General features: G+C 51.3%; 11 protein-coding genes. 5 read left to right on the top strand and 6 right to left on the bottom strand.

Features of this window, described 5'->3' with window-relative positions; all coding sequences use genetic code 11:
• Window positions 1–22 precede the first annotated feature (22 nt).
• The gene (locus tag GOB58_RS00140; RefSeq protein WP_173559246.1) at window positions 23–1,132 is read left to right on the top strand and encodes a metallophosphoesterase; all 1,110 of its coding nucleotides are present in this window, start codon (window positions 23–25) and stop codon (window positions 1,130–1,132) included.
• A 44-nt stretch (window positions 1,133–1,176) separates the two neighbouring features.
• Here the strand turns inward: GOB58_RS00140 and GOB58_RS00135 are convergent, their stop codons facing one another.
• The 6 genes from GOB58_RS00135 to GOB58_RS00110 all read right to left on the bottom strand — a co-directional run bounded on the left by GOB58_RS00135 (window position 1,177) and on the right by GOB58_RS00110 (window position 8,024).
• Window positions 1,177–2,442 (bottom strand): YlbE family protein, encoded by a 1,266-nt coding sequence (locus tag GOB58_RS00135; protein ID WP_173558976.1) that lies wholly within the window; start codon window positions 2,440–2,442, stop codon window positions 1,177–1,179.
• Window positions 2,439–3,704: a YlbE family protein gene (locus GOB58_RS00130; RefSeq protein WP_173558975.1), complete on the bottom strand. Its 1,266-nt coding sequence runs from the start codon at window positions 3,702–3,704 to the stop codon at window positions 2,439–2,441. Before GOB58_RS00130 ends, GOB58_RS00135 begins: the two co-directional genes overlap by 4 nt.
• A 32-nt stretch (window positions 3,705–3,736) precedes the next feature.
• On the bottom strand, window positions 3,737–3,913 hold the full coding sequence (locus GOB58_RS00125; protein ID WP_173558974.1) for a hypothetical protein: 177 nt from the start codon (window positions 3,911–3,913) through the stop codon (window positions 3,737–3,739).
• Window positions 3,906–5,447: an acyl-CoA synthetase FdrA gene (gene fdrA / locus GOB58_RS00120; protein WP_173558973.1), complete on the bottom strand. Its 1,542-nt coding sequence runs from the start codon at window positions 5,445–5,447 to the stop codon at window positions 3,906–3,908. The genes GOB58_RS00125 and fdrA overlap by 8 nt, the downstream gene beginning before the upstream one ends.
• A 3-nt stretch (window positions 5,448–5,450) precedes the next feature.
• A complete protein-coding gene (locus tag GOB58_RS00115; protein ID WP_242005170.1) occupies window positions 5,451–6,974 on the bottom strand; it encodes an ABC transporter substrate-binding protein in 1,524 nt (507 codons plus the stop codon).
• Between the two features lie 267 nt (window positions 6,975–7,241).
• Window positions 7,242–8,024: an IclR family transcriptional regulator domain-containing protein gene (locus tag GOB58_RS00110; RefSeq protein ID WP_233133365.1), complete on the bottom strand. Its 783-nt coding sequence runs from the start codon at window positions 8,022–8,024 to the stop codon at window positions 7,242–7,244.
• Between the two features lie 283 nt (window positions 8,025–8,307).
• On the opposite strand from GOB58_RS00110, the gene arcC reads away from it, so the two are divergent.
• The 4 genes from arcC (at window position 8,308) to GOB58_RS00090 (ending at window position 16,575) form a co-directional block, all read left to right on the top strand.
• A complete protein-coding gene (gene arcC / locus GOB58_RS00105; RefSeq protein ID WP_173558972.1) occupies window positions 8,308–9,237 on the top strand; it encodes a carbamate kinase in 930 nt (309 codons plus the stop codon).
• Window positions 9,234–10,085 (top strand): oxamate carbamoyltransferase subunit AllH family protein, encoded by an 852-nt coding sequence (locus GOB58_RS00100; RefSeq protein ID WP_173558971.1) that lies wholly within the window; start codon window positions 9,234–9,236, stop codon window positions 10,083–10,085. Before arcC ends, GOB58_RS00100 begins: the two co-directional genes overlap by 4 nt.
• A gap of 18 nt (window positions 10,086–10,103) precedes the next feature.
• Window positions 10,104–10,505 carry a GlcG/HbpS family heme-binding protein gene (locus tag GOB58_RS00095; protein WP_086634979.1) on the top strand — a complete coding sequence of 134 codons (402 nt, stop codon included), beginning with the start codon at window positions 10,104–10,106 and terminating at the stop codon, window positions 10,503–10,505.
• Between the two features lie 133 nt (window positions 10,506–10,638).
• Window positions 10,639–16,575 carry a DUF3320 domain-containing protein gene (locus GOB58_RS00090; protein ID WP_265792571.1) on the top strand — a complete coding sequence of 1,979 codons (5,937 nt, stop codon included), beginning with the start codon at window positions 10,639–10,641 and terminating at the stop codon, window positions 16,573–16,575.
• Window positions 16,576–16,597: the final 22 nt, after the last annotated feature.

Raw genomic sequence — 16,597 nt, 5'->3', positions numbered from 1 at the left:
CGAAGGAACAGAAGCTGTGCGCATGCTTATTTTTATGTTTTTACCGTTGTTTGTCATTGCTGACTGGCTGCTTCCGCTACCATTGCCTTTGCTGGTGAAACCGGGGGGCGCAGTGCTGATTATCGTGGCAGCGCTGTATCATTTCTGGTGTCGCTGTTCTTCAGGCTCCGTGTTTGCCCCTGAGTTTCCGCGCCCGGTTGTTATATTGTTTAACTGGGGCTTTGGCACACTTGTATTTCTCTTTCTGTTTCAGCTGTTGCTTGATGGTGGTGTAGTGGTCGCTGCTGTAGTTAAAGGGCAGTGGCTACATATTCCTCCGGTGGTACGTATAGCTGCCGGAGGATTTGCTGGTTTTCTGGCGGCGTTTGCTCTGGTAAATGCTTTACGTGTGCCACCGGTTGAAGATGTAACAGTTGTTATCCCTGGGCTGGATAAGGCGTTTGACGGTTATACGCTCCTTCAGCTGAGTGATCTGCATATCAGCCGGCTTTTTCCTCGCACATGGACAGAGGCAGTTACAGAGCGTGCAAATGCAGCTCAGGCAGATATGATAGTCATCACAGGTGATTTTATTGATGGCTCTGTTGCCATGCGCCGTGATGATATTGCACCACTTGCAAATCTCAGTGCGCCTGATGGTATGCTCGCTGTACCTGGCAACCATGAGTATTTTTTTGATTATGATGCGTGGATGAAGCATTTATCATCCCTTGGGTTTAAGATGCTTTTAAACAGCCATGATACCGTAAGGCGTGGTGACGCCCGGCTTGTGATTGCCGGTGTGACAGACCGCTCTGCATCCGGGCATCATTTAGCTGGCCCCGACCCTGAGGCCGCTCTGGCCGGAAAACCTGCTGATGCCCCTGTTATTTTGCTCGATCATCAGCCTGGTGAAGCGCACAATGCTGCAGAGCGTGGTGTGGCTCTTCAGCTTTCAGGGCACACTCATGGCGGTATGTTACCTTTATTGTCCTGGCTTGTTGCGCGAGGTAATAACGGGTTTGTCTCCCGTCGTTATCAGATTGGCGGGATGACGCTTTATGTCAGCAACGGTACAGGGTTATGGCCAGGTTTTGCACTGCGTCTTGGTGTGCCGTCAGAAATGACGCGTTTTCGTCTGCGCTGCGCCTGATCTCCTGCCCGCTTCTTTGCAGGAAAGAAGCGGGATATTCTTTTTTACTGACTCTGTTGCATATAGCGTGCACTGAAAGCCCGCAGCGCATGAGCAAAACAGTCAAAGGGTGCGCGGGTTTGCCCTGCACCGATGACCCCACCTTTTTTATGAGCAATGGCAGTATCAATGACAGGTGTCAGGTTTGCCTGCACTACTTTGCGAATATCAATGCCTGTAGGTGCACCGGTAAAATTCATATTCGGAATTTTAAACTCAGTAACCTGACCCAGTGTAATCAGCTGCATGCTCTCCACTACCGATGTTGCACGGGCAAATGAGCCATTAACAAATTGCTGCAGCACTGGTGCTGCAGCCTGAACATGCCCGCCAAGACCAATCGTTTCCATAATGCTGCTGTCGCCAATGTCGGGCACAGCATCGGCATCGCTCCATTCAGAGGAGAAGAATAATCCTTCAATCCGGCTGGCAGGGGCGGTGAACCACTGTTCACCCAGGCCACTGACTTTAATGCCAAACTCAACACCGTTACGACACATGGCAGAGACCATTGTGCTGTAGGGGATATTTTTTGTGGCATCTGCCATGGCTTTACCTGCCGCCATTGAAAGGCAGAGTGAGAACTGCTCATTTACTTTCAGGTAGTCGAGCACCTCATGCAGCAGAGCGGGGTCTGTGCAGGTTTCATAAAGTGGCAGAATAAGAGCGTTAAGAATAACCAGGCTGCCGCCGCTGTTGCGGTTGTGGCACTCATCGCCCATTTCAAGGGCGCGGGCAATCATAGGTTTAACCGGAATGCCCTGTGTGCTGCGAACAGCTTTGCCCACCACCGGGCCAAGCACGGTTTCAAGCCAGGTCCAGCGTTTGCGGGCTTCGCGGTTATAGTCGTCGCGGTTTTGCAGGCCTGAGGCCGGCCCCTGAAAGAGCTGTGAATAACCATAGCGATCATGCACACTATCATACACAACAGCCATAGGGCTGGAGGCAGAGGTAATGCCAGCCATGCCACCAACAGCACCATATTCGTGACAGGGGGCAACAGTAACCTGCCCTGACAAGATCATTGCTTCAGCATCAGCCTCATCTGCGGCCAGACCTTCATGCAGAACAGCCTGCACGACACCCATTTTTTGCGGGCCGCACATATTCTGCCAGGCAATGGGTGGACCTGCATGCAGTACTGTATGACGGGTCATGCCAGGCAGTACACTGAGGGCAGGCTGCACATCGACCCACACCGGTTTAGCAGAAACCAGGCGAGAAAAAGCTTCTTCGTTTGCAGCGTTAATTTTGTCAATGAGTGAGGTCATGCCTGTGCCCCTGCTACTTTTTGCCCAAATGCTTTAAGGGCAGCTTCAAAACAGCCCATGGGTGCACGTACTTCACCGGCACCAATTAACCCGCCTTCTTTGTGAGTAATGGCGGTATCAAGCAGAGGGAGAATGCCTGTCTGCACCACTTTACGAATATCAATGCCAATGGGGCCTGGTGCAAAATCCATGGCAGGAATACGAACGTCAGGGTTAGAGGCTGCACAAATCTCCTGCATCTCGAGCGTGTTGGCAATGGCCTGCTGCACCGTTCCCTGTACATATTGCGTAACAGTCGGAGCCGCTGGCTGAATAAAGCCACCAAGACCGATGACTTCTGTGATGGCGCTGTCACCCAGGTCAGGAGCTGCGTTTGAATCGTTCCATTCTGCTCTGAAGAAAAGCCCCGTGACAGGGTTGGCTGGTGCGGTAAACCACTGGTCGCCCAGACTACTGACCTTAATGCCAAAATCGACACCATTGCGCGACATAGCTGTGACGATCGTGCTGTAGTCAATGCCTTCGGCCGGAACCAGCATCGCCTTTGCTGCAGCCATAATGGCATGAAGAAGAAAATGCTCTGATTCTACAAGAAATTTTATTGATGCCTTGACATCTTCTCCGGGCATATCAAGAGCGACGAGATAGGCATACATTTCTTTAAGAAACTGTGCCGTCGCCGCGACAGAGCGGTTATGGCATTCATCGCCCATTTCCACAGCACGAGAGATAATATTACGAATATCTATCGGACCCGAGGCCTGAAGTGCTTTACTCAGCACAGGAGCAAAAACTTTCGCCTGCCATGTCAGATTTTTAAAGACAGTTTCGTCATACGCTCCCCATTTCAGCAGGCGCAGCCCTCCCCCCTCAGAGATGCAGCTATAGGCACGATTGCCAAATGTTGCATTTTCGACAACCAGCATGGGAGTGGAGGCTGAGATAATGCCTGCACCTGCACCAACAGAAACATGATGGTGGCAGGGGGCGATCAGAATTTCACCACTACGAATTTTCTGGTCGGCTTCTTCGGGGGTGCTGGCCAGCCCTTCCCACAGGGCAGCCCCGGTGACACCATTTTTGTGGGGGCCGCACATACGATCCCACTCAATAGCAGGCCCTGCGTGCATAATCAGGTTGGGCGTCATACCAGGCACTACGTTTAGTGCAGGGGCAACGTCAATCAGCCGTGGTTTGCCTCGCAGAATAATATCAAGCGTTTTGGCATTGGCATCTTCAATCAGAGTTTTCAGGGCAGACATGGTATTTTTTTCCGCAAACAGAGGAGAGTGAATCAGAGCAGAGAGTCGAGCAGGTTCATCAGGTCTTCATTTTGCGTGGCAGGAGGGCTCCACTGCACCTGTACAACATCGACCGATTGCTGCCTGAGTGTTTCGGCAAAGAGGTCAATGCCGATATTCACCACACTCAGAGTTTGTTCGAATAAAGGAGAGGGTTGCTGCTCAGTCATTGAGTGTCTCCAGATAATGGCCAGCCAGTGTGACGGCCTCAGCATTGTTGCCTGCGACAAGAATACCGGCAGCCCATAGCTGCTCGGCTTGTTTTTCATAATTTTGTATGTCGTTTTCTGTACCGCAGATTGTAACAATCACTGGCAGATCACGCCCGTCTGCCTGTGTGATGGCGCGGGCTTGTGTAATGGTTTCTGCCAGTTGTGCAGCCGGGTTTTCATGCGCGCCGTAGCCGATAACAAGATCGAGGAGGAGGAGTGCCACATCCGGGTCCTGAGCTTCTCTGAGGATACGCTGATTTCTGAGCGAGGGGTCGATCATCGGGTGAGCGCGCCCTTCGGTATAGGCATCCTCACCCATATCGATAATGGTATGCTCTTTGCTGTTAAAGAGGTCTTTCAGTTCATATGCGCCGTGCTCCAGGTTGGAGTAGATACCGCCCAGTTGTTCACGAAGCAGAAACAGCGCTTCATAACAAAGGGTACCACCAGCATATAAGCCACGCAGGTAACGTTGCGATGGTTTGCGTGCAGCACGTGCGGTTTGCATAAACTTGTTTGTGTCAGCACTGCTCAGATGCGGCAGCTCGCAGGAGGAGTTAAGCAGGCGTGCAGCTGTCAGGGCTGTTTCGGCCAGGGTTGAGGTGAAAGTAATATTGCCTTTCTGCCCGGTTATACTCTGCCCGATAAAGTTAATTACAACAGGTTTGGTCTGACGTGAGCAGAATGCAATAATTTTCTCAGCAATTTCCGGGCTGGGTGGCTTTGATGTGACGACAATAACATCTGTACCATGATCTGCGGCAAGCATGGCCAGCCCCTGCAACATTGTCAGGCCGCCAATGTCGTGTTGCAGGTCGCGTCCGCCCGTGCCAATGGCCTGGCTTACACCACAGTGCAGCCAGTCAAGCAGAGAAGAAATCTCCTGGGTGCCGGTGCCGGATGCGGCAACAAGGCCAACTTTTCCCTTGCGCACAGCATTGGCAAAGCCAAGACCCACACCGTTAATCAGGGCTGTGCCGCAGTCGGGGCCCATAAGCAGGCGGTTTTTTTCCTGGGCCAGCTCTTTGAGTTTACGTTCATCTTCGCGACTGACATTGTCACTGAATAAAAAGACGTTCAGCCCCAGCTCAAGAGCGCGTTTTGCTTCGCGATACGCATAAACACCAGGTAAAGAAATGCAGGCCATATTAATGGCCGGGTTTAGAGCGCAGGCCGCGTCAACCGAACGCGGCTGGAGTGTTTGCTGCCCACTCTGCACTTTTTGTGACAGGAAAGACTGAGCTGCGGCAACGGCGCGTTCAGCAGCCTCTTCCGTATCTGCGATAACAGCGATAATCAGATCATCGGGGTTTGCAGCTTTAACGGCATCAGTTAACAGGCCTGATGTATCAAGAATTTTTTTATTATTAACTGTTGCCATCATAGCCATGGCTTCAGTGACGCCGCTTTCCTGACGAATAGCTTCTGAAGCACGCATCAGGCGTACAGAGTCATGATATTCACGCGGGCGAATGAGAATACGGGAGGTCATCAGTCAGCCCTCACTTTTCTGAATGGTTGTGTCATGAAACAGGGGGTAGGCCCCGATGGCATCAAAAGTCAGGCCGCTGACTGTTGTGCGGGCAGCAACAATATTAGCATTGCAATGCAGGGGAACAGCCAGAGCCGCCTGCATAACCGCAAGCTGTACCTTGTTAAATAAAGGGACATATCCTGCTTTATCGATACAGGTGTCAGACTGCTCAATGAGAGTATCAATTTCGGGATAATCTTCAGGGCCGCGTTTGCTCCAGCCGTAACCGCCCGCACCACTGTTGCGGGAATGATAGACAAACCCCAGAAGCTGCGATGAGCTGGCATATTTTCCCTGTGGGATCATATTGTGCAGTCCTTGCATGCCGGCCTGAATCCATGCAGGGGGTGAGCAAAGTTCTATTTTGACTGTTATGCCCAGAGGGGCGAGTTCACGCGTGATAATATCGCCAAATTCAGGGTAGAAATTAACCGGTAAAGCGTAAAAAATAACTTCCAGCGGAACAGAATTTTTATAACGTCTGCCATCTGCCTGTATAATCCAGCCATCCTGTTCAAGTAAGGTGACAGCTTTGTCTGGATCATAAGGATAAAATGTCTCCACATCTGGTTCATAACCCAGCGTAAACTGTGAGACCGGACCATATGCGCGGGTAAATTCTCCTTTAAATACTTCTGTAACCAGGGCGTCTCTGTCAATGGCGTGGCTGAGAGCCTGTCTGACCGCCAGACTGTCTGTGGGGGTGCGCTTTATGTTGAGCATAAGACAGACAGGCACACCACGGATGGGCCAGACTGTTACATCTGTATCCTGGCGCGCACGCAGAGGAGCTGCATCTCCCGGGTTTGCAGCAAAAATCAGATCAACTTCATTTTTCTCAAAAGCTTCACTTCGTTTTTTATCATCAGCGATAAATTTGAAGACGATTTCATCAAGATGAGCCTTTTCCTGGTTTTTTACCACTGGTGGTGCCCAGGCGTAAGCCGGGTTACGCCTGATGACCAGACAGTTTCCGGCCTCCCAGCGGTCAAAGATGAAAGGACCTGTCCCAACGGGGTGCCGCATGAAACCAGGACCATTTTCCTGCATGGCTTTGACTGACATAGGGGCAAGCCATGCCTGACTCAAAGCATCAAGAAAGAGGGCATAAGGTTTGTCGAGCAGAATTTCGAGGCAGTAATCATTGATAATATGACAGGACCTGTAGCTGCCCAGCAGACTGCCTGCCAGCTGTGATTTGCTGGCAGGGTCACGAGCCCTCTCAAACGAGGCCTGAACGGCATGAGCAGTAAAAGCGGTGCCATCATGAAACAGAACATCACGACGCAGGGTAAAAATATAGCTGCACTGGTCTTCTGAAATCTGAAAGCTTTCAGCCAGACCAGGCAGATACTCACCATCAGTGGTTTTATTTACCAGCGTATCAAAAACACCATTGGTCATTTGCAGGGCCAGCTCTGCAGCGCCCAGATGGGGGTCGATATTAGATGGTTCGTAATGAACCCCGACGCGAAGCTGTTTCAAAGGTTATACTCTCCGCTAAAGTTCTTAATGTGAACATATGTGCGAATTTGAAACATTTTACGCATTTATTGCAAGAGAGAAAATGTGTCGAATACGAAACTTTTTTATTGAATCTCTGAATGGTGCGCTGAACAACAGAGAAAATATGACTACCGTAAGCGCATATATCCCGGCAGAAGTTTGCCCCGCCGGGTGAGAAAATATTAGTATTTTCAGAGGAAAAAGGAGTCCCTTGCCGTCACATGGGCAGCAAGGGTAAGGAAGATATTAAATGAGAGTCGCCTGAAGTTCTTCAGCAGCAGCCTGCATAACGGGTAAAGCGTCAGAGATGAGCTGCGCAGCAGGCACAAGGTTGCTGAAGGTAAAAGTGTTAAAACTTGCGGCAATCTGCCCTCTGGCATTAAAAACAGGCACAGCAAGTGAGCGTATGCCAGTCTGCATTTCCTGATCGACTAATGCATAGCCCTGCTTGCGAATGATCTGGAGCTGCTTGTTCAGAGCACTGATTGTCGCAACACTCATGTCTGACATAGGCTCCAGCTTAATGTCTTTGAGTAAAGCTTCACGCTCAGCTTTTTCCATCATTGCAAGAATACAGCGACCGGCTGATGCATAGGCAATGGGAAAGCGTCGGCCAATAGTGAGCCCGGGGGAGTTAAATTCGTCACTGTTGGCTGAGGCAAGATGCACAACATAGAGTTCATCCCTCACACCCAGAGCGACGGGAAAGCCGGTCTGATCGCGGATTCGATCGAGGTAATACTGAGCTTTATCCGTCAGAGGGACGGATGAGAGATAAGAGTATCCCAGTTCAAGTACTTTTGGTGTGAGCTGAAATAATCTGCCGTCCTGCACAACGAAACCCAGATGCACCAGTGTCAGCAAATAACGACGTGCTCCGGCACGGTCCATGCCTGTTTTCTCTGACACCTGAGAGAGCGTCATGCGCGGATGCGCTTTGCTAAACGCCATAATGATGTTCAGGCCGTGGGCCAGAGAGCCAACAACACCTTTTGGTTTGTCAGCTGGTGCTGCACTGGAATTACTCACAAACACATTCCGTTTTTTAGCGCGACTAAAAGGCGGCGCAGGTTGATGGGCCTGACGTCTGAGCTCAGGTATGGTGATTTCTAAGGCGTTATAGCGCGTTTCACTCAGAAAAAAACAAATGTTTGCATAATGTGCAGTTTCCCGACCTCAGCTGTGATAGCCGGCTATGATTTTTTTTACACTCTTAACGATAACGTATCGAAATGAGTTGTTATATACGAACTATTGTGCATTATGTGAACTTTCCCGGTTCTGACAGAACCTCCTTAACGTAAGGGTCATCATGAAACTGGTGATAGCACTGGGCGGTAACGCCCTGATGCAGCGCGGTGAACCGCTAAGCATGGCAACACAATGGAACAATGCCCGGGTGGCTGCGCAGTCTCTTGCCCCGGTCGCGCGGACCCATCAGGTTATTCTGACACACGGCAATGGTCCGCAGGTTGGGCTTCTGGCAATGCAGGCCGATGCTTTTAAAGGAGCAGAACCTTACCCTTTTGATGTGATGGGCGCGGCTACTGAGGGTATGATTGGCTACATGCTTGAGCAGGCTCTGGGCAATATTCTGGGGTATGATGTGCCGGTTGCCACATTGCTCACCCGTGTGGAGGTTGACAGAGATGACCCCGAATTTTCTGACCCCAGCAAATTTGTCGGACCGGTGTTTGATGAGGCACAGGCAGAGCAGATGGCCGCAGCACATGGCTGGGTTTTTCGTCAGGATGGCCGCAAATGGCGCCGTGTTATGCCGTCCCCACAGCCAAAACGCATTTTGTGGCATCGCCCTATAAGGTGGCTGCTTGATAACGGCACACTCGTTATTTGTGCCGGTGGGGGTGGCATACCTGTTGTTGATACAGGCGAAAACCGGATGGAGGGGGTAGAGGCTGTTATTGATAAAGACCGGGCTTCGAGCCTGCTGGCAGCACATATTCCTGCTGACCTGTTTGTTATCGCAACCGATGTCCCTGGTGTTTATGAAAACTATAATACACCACAACAGAAATTACTGCATAAAGTAACTGCCGAACAGCTTATGACCGGGGCTTTTTCCCGCGGGTCAATGGGACCTAAAATAGAGGCTGCTGTGAACTTTGTGCGCAAAACGGGTAAATGTGCCGCAATAGGTTCTCTCTCTCAGATTAAAGAGATTACTGCAGGAGAGGCTGGTACCTGGATTTATCCGGATGAAAAAGCTCTGAAAACTGCATGAGCGTTATTCAGGCCTCATCGGTTGCGTCTTTCGCTATGACTGCTCTGGGGTATGATAAGCAGCGGCTCAGAGTTCTGGCGCGGTTTGACAGGCATGTCTATGCGCTTGCGGGTGAGGGAGACGCCCGGTCTATGCTTATCTTTTCTCCTGTTTCAGAGCGTATGACACCTTATACTGTGCGCCTTGAAACATGGCCTGTATATTTTGATGATAACTGTGAAATTTTTTGTAACAGTCAGAAAATATGTAATGGCGAACTTATAATAAACCTTTCTGATGCTGCTGAAATAGCATCAGATTGCCCTGTAACAGAACAATACTGGCGGCAGCGGGTTTGTTATGAGGCCGCTTTATATGACGGTGCCTGTGTTCAGAGACATTCAGAGTATCTGGCTGCTGTTCTGAATGATCCCTTTTGCCAGGAAGTCGCAGGGTGGTCACTCACAGATTTACGGCAGGGGTTAAGGCTGGGCGATAAAAATCTTATTGCCGCAGGTGTTGCACAGGGGCTTGGTCTTGGTCGGGGTCTGACACCAGCCGGTGATGATTTTTTATGTGGCGTGATGCTTGCTACTTATGTCAGCGCAGAATTTCCTTCTGATTTTTTTTCAGATATTTTTTATGACGCTCAAGAAAAAACAACAACAGTGTCATATTTTTTTCTGAAATCAGCCAGTTATCGGCATGCATCAGAAGACTGGCAAAAGTTCCTGCAATTTTACCCTCTCATTCACTCTGTTCCTGAGCAGAGACTGCGTCTGGTGCGGCCTATAACACAGCATGGTTACAGTTCGGGTGAGGATACTCTGGCCGGGTTTCTGTGGGGTTTAAATGTACAGCTTTCATAACCTGTTAAGGAAAATAAGATGATAACATTTGATGAGGCACAAACAGCCCTGACAGCGACTTTGTTACGTGCAAAAGAGCTGAAGATAGATGTGTGTGTAGCGGTGTGTGATGCAGGCGGCAGACTGGTTTCATTTGCCCGGATGGATCAGTCAAACTGGGCCAGCATATATGGCTGCCAGGGCAAAGCTCTGACAGCAGCAGCAACACGGTGCAAAAGTGGTGACATTCCGCCCGCTTCAGTTGTGATGAACCGTATTTCATCGCTCGAAGGGGATAATATGATTTACGCAAAAGGGGCGGTGCCTTTGCTGCGTCATGGCAAGCTGCTGGGGGCTGTCGGGGTTGGGGGTGCCAGCGCTGACCTTGATGAAGAATGTGCTATGGCCGGTGCGCTGGCTCTGGGGTGTGACAGTCTCTGAGGTGTTATCTGCCGCTGGCTATGGTCAGTCTGAGACAATTCTCTATAATGTGCGCTGACTATTTTCTTTATGGTGCTGTCGACATGCCTTGTTACAGCACCATAAACATATATCGTGCAGAGGAGACTTGGCGGTGGACACTGAGCATAAGCAGATTTCTGAAAATGCTGATATAGCTCCACCTGTCCCGGCTCCGGCTCTTACAGTCAGAGTGCAGGATGCAATGAATGCAAGCCTGTGGGAGAACAGCGTGCCTGTTCTCGAAGAGCTGATTTTTGATAATACCACGGACCATGACTATCAGCAGGTTGACATAACCCTTAGCTGCGATCCGGCTTTTCTTATGCCGCGCACCTGGCATCTTCAGCAGGTAAGGGCGCAGCAGTTGTATATGCTGCCTGATCGTGACGTGGCGCTGAACGGTGCGCTGCTCGCTGCACAGACTGAGGCTTCGCGGGCAACAATTACGCTGACAGCCCGGGCTGATGGTCAGATTCTGACAGAAACCACGCATGATATTCGTATTCTTGCACGTAATGAGTGGGGGGGGCTGGCAGGGCTTCCTGATATTCTGGCAGCTTTTGTACTACCTAATGACCCCGCTGTCGCCCGTGTTCTGCGCAGTGCTTCTGATATTTTACGTGAAGCAGGTCAGTCACCGTCACTTGAAGGATATCAGGGCGATAAAGCCCGGGTCTGGGCTCAGGCGCAGGCTATATGGTGTGCAGTATGCGGGCTTAACCTGACATATGTTAACCCGCCGGCGTCATTTGTTGAAAGTGGTCAGCGTATTCGCCTGCCTGCACAGATATATGACGAGCGACTTGCCACCTGCCTCGATACCACAGTGCTTTTTGCGGCCTGCCTTGAAGCTGCTGGCCTGAGGCCAGTGATTGTTCTGACCCAGGGGCACGCTTTTGCCGGTCTGTGGCTGGCAGGACAGGATGCTGTGACCTCTGTCGTGCAGGATCTGCCTGGTATACGCAATCGTCTGAAACTTGATGATTTGCGTGTGTTTGAAACCACTCTGGTCACAGCGGCACAGAAACCTAGCTTCTCTGTAGCTTGTGAGCGTGGTGAAAGTACACTGCGTAATATCAGCGATGATGATGAGGAGGCATTTCGCGCTGTTATTGATATCTATCGTGCGCGTTTGCGTCGTATCAGGCCGCTTTCAACACTGGTTCCTTCTCAGGCAGCTGACGGGGAGGGTGCTGTTACTCCCGATATGGCAGGGCAGCCCGTTTTCGAAGCCGCTCCTGTGCTGCGCGAAGAGAAAGAGCTGGAAAGGCTGCCTGACCGCCCGGCAGATCGGGTGCAGCGTTGGTGTAACCGTCTGCTTGACATGACCGGGCGTAACCGCCTGCTCAGGCTGCCGGAGTCTGACCGTCAGCTGATTAAAATTGACTGTCCCGCTCCCGAAAAACTTGAAGATATTCTGGCTGATATGCGGGTAGGTGGCACGACAAAGCCTCTGCGTTTTGTTTCTTCTGCCGGCTTTATGGATGCTCAGGATCCGCGCAATCAGGATATCCATCAGCAGCGACATCATGAAGAAACCCTGCGCGCTTATGCTCTGGAAGCACTGAACAGACACGAGCTGATAGTGCAGCGTGAGAATGATGCCCTGCAGAATGCTCTTGTTGAGCTGTATCGTCAGGCGAGAGCCGCCGAGCAGGAAGGCGGCTCTAATGTGCTGTTTCTTACCATCGGTGCCGTAGCCTGGGTGCCGCAGGATAAAACAAAGCCTTATCTGGCGCCACTTATTCTGGTTCCTGTCAGTCTCGAGCGTGTCAGCCTTAAATCTCCGCTGACATTACGTGCGCATAGTGATGAGCCGCGTATTAACGCAACGCTGCTTGAGATGCTCCGTTCAGACTACGATATTCGTATACCGCAACTTGAACCTGACATGCTGCCCGAAGATGATGCCGGGCTTAATGTTACGAAAATTCTCGAGATTTTTCGCCTGCATCTGCGGCATATTCCCGGGTGGGAAATTCGCGATCATGTAAGTCTGACAACGCTGAGTTTCTCGAAATTTCTGATGTGGAAAGATCTGCTCGAGCGACGTGACCAGCTGGCAGCTAATGATGTGGCCAGCCGCCTGCTTAATGGTGTGAAGGAAGAGAGTAAGACAGGTGAGAGCGGGCCGGCTGTCGGGTTTGATGGTCATGATGACTTGGATACAGCTTTGGCGGAGGCTGATCTTGTCTGCCCGATGGAGGCTGATTCGTCGCAGCTTAAAGCCGTTGCCCGTGCTGCGGCGGGTGAGAATTTTGTGCTTATTGGCCCGCCAGGTACGGGTAAAAGTCAGACGATAGGTAATATCATTGCGAATACCCTGGCACAGGGGCGTACTGTGCTGTTTGTGGCTGAAAAGCGTACCGCTTTGGAGGTTGTGAGAGCACGACTGGTGAAGCTGGGTATAGGGGAGTTCTGCCTTGATCTCTTTTCGCCCAAAACCAGTAAAATGGAGGTATTACAGCAGTTTCAGGCGGCGCAGGCTGTTCTTGAGGATTTTCAGGCCGGTGACTATGCCCAGGTAAAGCAAAAAGTTGATACTCTTCGTAATGAGCTGAATGCTTATGTACGCGATCTGCATACACCGCGTCGTAATGGCTGGACGCCTTACAGAGGGATTGGTGTCAGTCTGCGTGCTGATCAGGCGTCAGTACAGAATATTCCTTTCTTATGGCCGAATGCTGATATTCATTCAGAGCAGGATTATGACAGACTGGTGCAGACTGTTGAAGATCTGGCTGTCTTATACGAGCGTATTGGTGACATTGTCACGTCCCCACGTCTGGTCGGGATGGAGCAGACGAACTGGTCTCCTCTGTGGGAGGCAGGGTTGCTTGATGCAGTGAGTAAAACACTGGGGGCACTTACAGTTGCCTGCACAGCGGCTGAGAGAGTGTTTGAAAAGCTGTCCCTTGAGCCAGGTAATTTGTCGCTGCAACGGCTCAGCCGCATTGAAGTGCTGTGTGCCCATTTGTTGCAGTCTGATATTGCTGGGTGGGGGCTGAGTGAAAATGCTCAGGATATTCATGATACGGTGCAGGCTGAAAAAGAGAATGTTGCCCGTTATCACGCTCTTTCTGATGATCTGAAAACCCGCTGGAAAGAGAGTATAAAAACGCTGCCTCTGGCTGAGCTGCTGAATGAGTGGCGTGCTCTTAATGAGAAGTGGCTGCTGTCTCGCTCTATGGGGCACAAAGCACTGCGTAAGCGCCTTACACAGCATGCGCTCGACCTGCCTGAAGAGTGTGAAAGTGACCTTGAAAAGCTGGTTGAACGGGAGGAGATTTTCACTCGTCTTGATGTGGCCCCCTATAAAGCGGAGATCGGGGCTTTATGGCGTGGTACAGAGACTGATTTTGAACAGATTACTGCTGCTTTCCGGTGGGGGCAGATGGTCAGGACCTGTCTGGGAGGATGTACAGACGATACAGCCACTCTTCTTTCGGCGCGCACGTCACTAAAAAATCTGCTGACGGAGGGGCGTGATCTTTTGTCTCCTGGGGGGACGATTTATCAGGCACTTACAGCTTATCAGTCTGCCTTCGCGGCTTTGAAGGCAGTAATGGAAGAGCTGGCAGAACGGAGTGCTGGTGTTATCGCGACTCTGGCTGACCCGGCCGACCCGCACTGGCCTGAGCTCCTTCGTGTCAGGCTGGAGGGGTGGCAAGAGGCCTCGCGCGAAATGCGAGACTGGTGCTCGTGGCAGCAGGCGCGTCATCAGGCAGAGCAGCTTGGTCTCGCACCGTTAGTAAGCGCTATTGAGCAGGGGCTTGTGGCGCGAGAGACGATTTTTTCTGTGTTTGAAGCGAATTACGCACGCTGGTGGATGATGCACGCCATTAGTAATTCAGAGGTGCTGAAAGGGTTTGTGGCTGCCACGCATGAAGGGCGTATTCAGCGCTTTCGTGAGCTTGATGAAAGACAGAAAGAGCTTTCTGTCAAACTGATCAGGGCACGGCTTGCTGGTAAAATTCCAGGCGAGGCAGAAAGGCGGCATGACCCGGAATATAAAATTCTGACCCATGAAATTGCAAAACAGAAGCGCCATTTACCTGTGCGCCGGCTGGCAGAAAAAATGCCTGGTGCGTTGCGTACATTAACTCCGTGCCTGATGATGAGCCCCCAGTCGGTTGCTCAGTATCTGCCGCCTCATGCAGAGCCATTTGATCTGGTGATTTTTGATGAGGCCTCTCAGATTACAACCTGGGATGCGATAGGTGCTATCGGGCGGGGTCGGCAGGTTGTCGTGGTGGGAGACCCTAAGCAGCTGCCACCAACAGATTTTTTTACTGCGGGGCGTGGCGGGGAGGACGATCTGTTCCCCGATGAAATGATGGATCTTGATTCCATCCTTGATGAGTGTCTGGGCGCAGGTGTGCCATCTGTTAGTCTCGGCTGGCATTACAGAAGCCGCCATGAAAGTCTGATCGCGTTTTCAAATCAGACTTATTATGGCGGAGGGCTGGTGACCTTTCCCGCGCCGGTTACGACAGACCAGGCAGTGTCTTTCCGTTTTGTGTCACAGGGGGTTTATGAACCAGGGCGAGGAGGTTCACACACAAACCCGACAGAAGCCCGTATGGTCGTGGCAGAAGCAGTCAGGATTATGCGTGATGGCACTAATCGCTCTGTTGGTGTCGTGACTTTTAACAGTGAGCAGCAAAAGCTGATTACTGAGCTTCTTGAGGCTGAGGTCAGAAAAGACCCGGCACTCGAGCGTTTCACCGGAGAAGGAGCGTCAGAGCCTCTGCTGGTTAAAAACCTTGAAAATATTCAGGGTGAAGAGCGTGATATTATCTTGTTCTCGCTGACATATGGCCCAGACGCGGCAGGAAAGATCTCGATGAATTTCGGACCGCTGAACCGGGATGGTGGTGAGCGTCGTCTTAATGTGGCGATTACCAGAGCGCGTGAACAACTTATTGTTTTCGGGTCATTGCGCGGCGATCAGATTGCGACGGAACGGACATCGGCCGCAGGTGTACATGACTTGCGTCGTTTCCTTTTGTTTGCTGAGCGTGGCACAAAAGCTCTTGCCGGTGCACATGAGGGATCGGTTGGCGGATATGACAGCGTATTTGAGGTGCAGGTTGCCACAATGCTGCGAGCAAAAGGCTGGCATATCGCAACACAGATCGGCGTCTCAGGGTTTCGTATTGACCTCGGTGTTGTTGACCCTGATCTGCCCGGTGCCTTCCTCGCTGGTATCGAATGTGACGGTGCGACGTATCATCGCAGTGCTACAGCGCGTGATCGTGACAGGCTGCGTCAGGCCGTGCTCGAGAATCTGGGCTGGACTATTCTGCGTATCTGGTCAACGGACTGGTGGACAAATGCGCCACGTGAAGCGGAGAGAATTGATGCTGTGCTCAGAAAAAAGCTTGAAGAATTACGCAGCCAGCGTGCAGAGCAGGCTGAACGTGACCAGAAAGCGGCTGACGATGCTTTGCTGGTATCAGGCATAGCTGAAGAGGCTCCGGCTGATATGTGTGCCTCTTCCGAAATATCGGAACCTTTATATGCCAGTGAAACTGCGGCTACTGTTTCATTGCCATCTGACAGTGTCATAGCCGATGGCGCCAGTTTTTTTCAGGCTGAGTATGATCCCGTTTTAAAACAGCTTGTTATACAGGCAGTAGATAAAGCAGGGGTCATTCGTGAGGATATCCTTATCCAGCATATTTCCAGAGAGCATGGTTTTGCCCGTGCTGGCCGGGAGATACGTGAGCGCATTCAGCGTGTTATACCAGCGTTATTTGAACGAACGGAAGATGAGGCCGGAGTGTTCATCTGGTCGCCTCGCCTGCCTGTGTCCTCTCGTTTGCCTTTTAAAAATCTTACAATGGAAAAGCCGGTTGACCCGGCTAAGGTGCCTCTGGCAGCGCTGGTCGACCTTGCCAGCCTGGCAATAGCAACAGACTGTTCAGATGATGAGGCCATTTCACGTATGCGGGGTGCCTGTGGCATGAGCCGTATGGGGCAGGCAACACGTGCCCGCCTTGCTGAGGCACTTAATCGTGCACGTAAAGAGGCAGAGGGAATCTGATAAATTCAGAATGTTTGGTTTT

The sequence above is a fragment of the Acetobacter thailandicus genome (assembly GCF_011516655.1).
In the GTDB taxonomy this organism is placed as follows: domain Bacteria; phylum Pseudomonadota; class Alphaproteobacteria; order Acetobacterales; family Acetobacteraceae; genus Acetobacter; species Acetobacter thailandicus.
Note: the sequence above shows the minus strand (reverse complement) of the source record. Positions and strands in the feature narration are given on the sequence as shown.

Excerpts from the sequence above, each read along its gene's own strand:
- GOB58_RS00140 (WP_173559246.1), top strand. The coding sequence starts at position 23 with ATGCTTATTTTTATGTTTTTACCGTTGTTTGTCATTGCTGACTGGCTG.
- GOB58_RS00135 (WP_173558976.1), bottom strand. The coding sequence starts at position 2,442 with ATGACCTCACTCATTGACAAAATTAACGCTGCAAACGAAGAAGCTTTT.
- GOB58_RS00130 (WP_173558975.1), bottom strand. The coding sequence starts at position 3,704 with ATGTCTGCCCTGAAAACTCTGATTGAAGATGCCAATGCCAAAACGCTT.
- GOB58_RS00125 (WP_173558974.1), bottom strand. The coding sequence starts at position 3,913 with ATGACTGAGCAGCAACCCTCTCCTTTATTCGAACAAACTCTGAGTGTG.
- fdrA (WP_173558973.1), bottom strand. The coding sequence starts at position 5,447 with ATGACCTCCCGTATTCTCATTCGCCCGCGTGAATATCATGACTCTGTA.
- arcC (WP_173558972.1), top strand. The coding sequence starts at position 8,308 with ATGAAACTGGTGATAGCACTGGGCGGTAACGCCCTGATGCAGCGCGGT.
- GOB58_RS00100 (WP_173558971.1), top strand. The coding sequence starts at position 9,234 with ATGAGCGTTATTCAGGCCTCATCGGTTGCGTCTTTCGCTATGACTGCT.
- GOB58_RS00095 (WP_086634979.1), top strand. The coding sequence starts at position 10,104 with ATGATAACATTTGATGAGGCACAAACAGCCCTGACAGCGACTTTGTTA.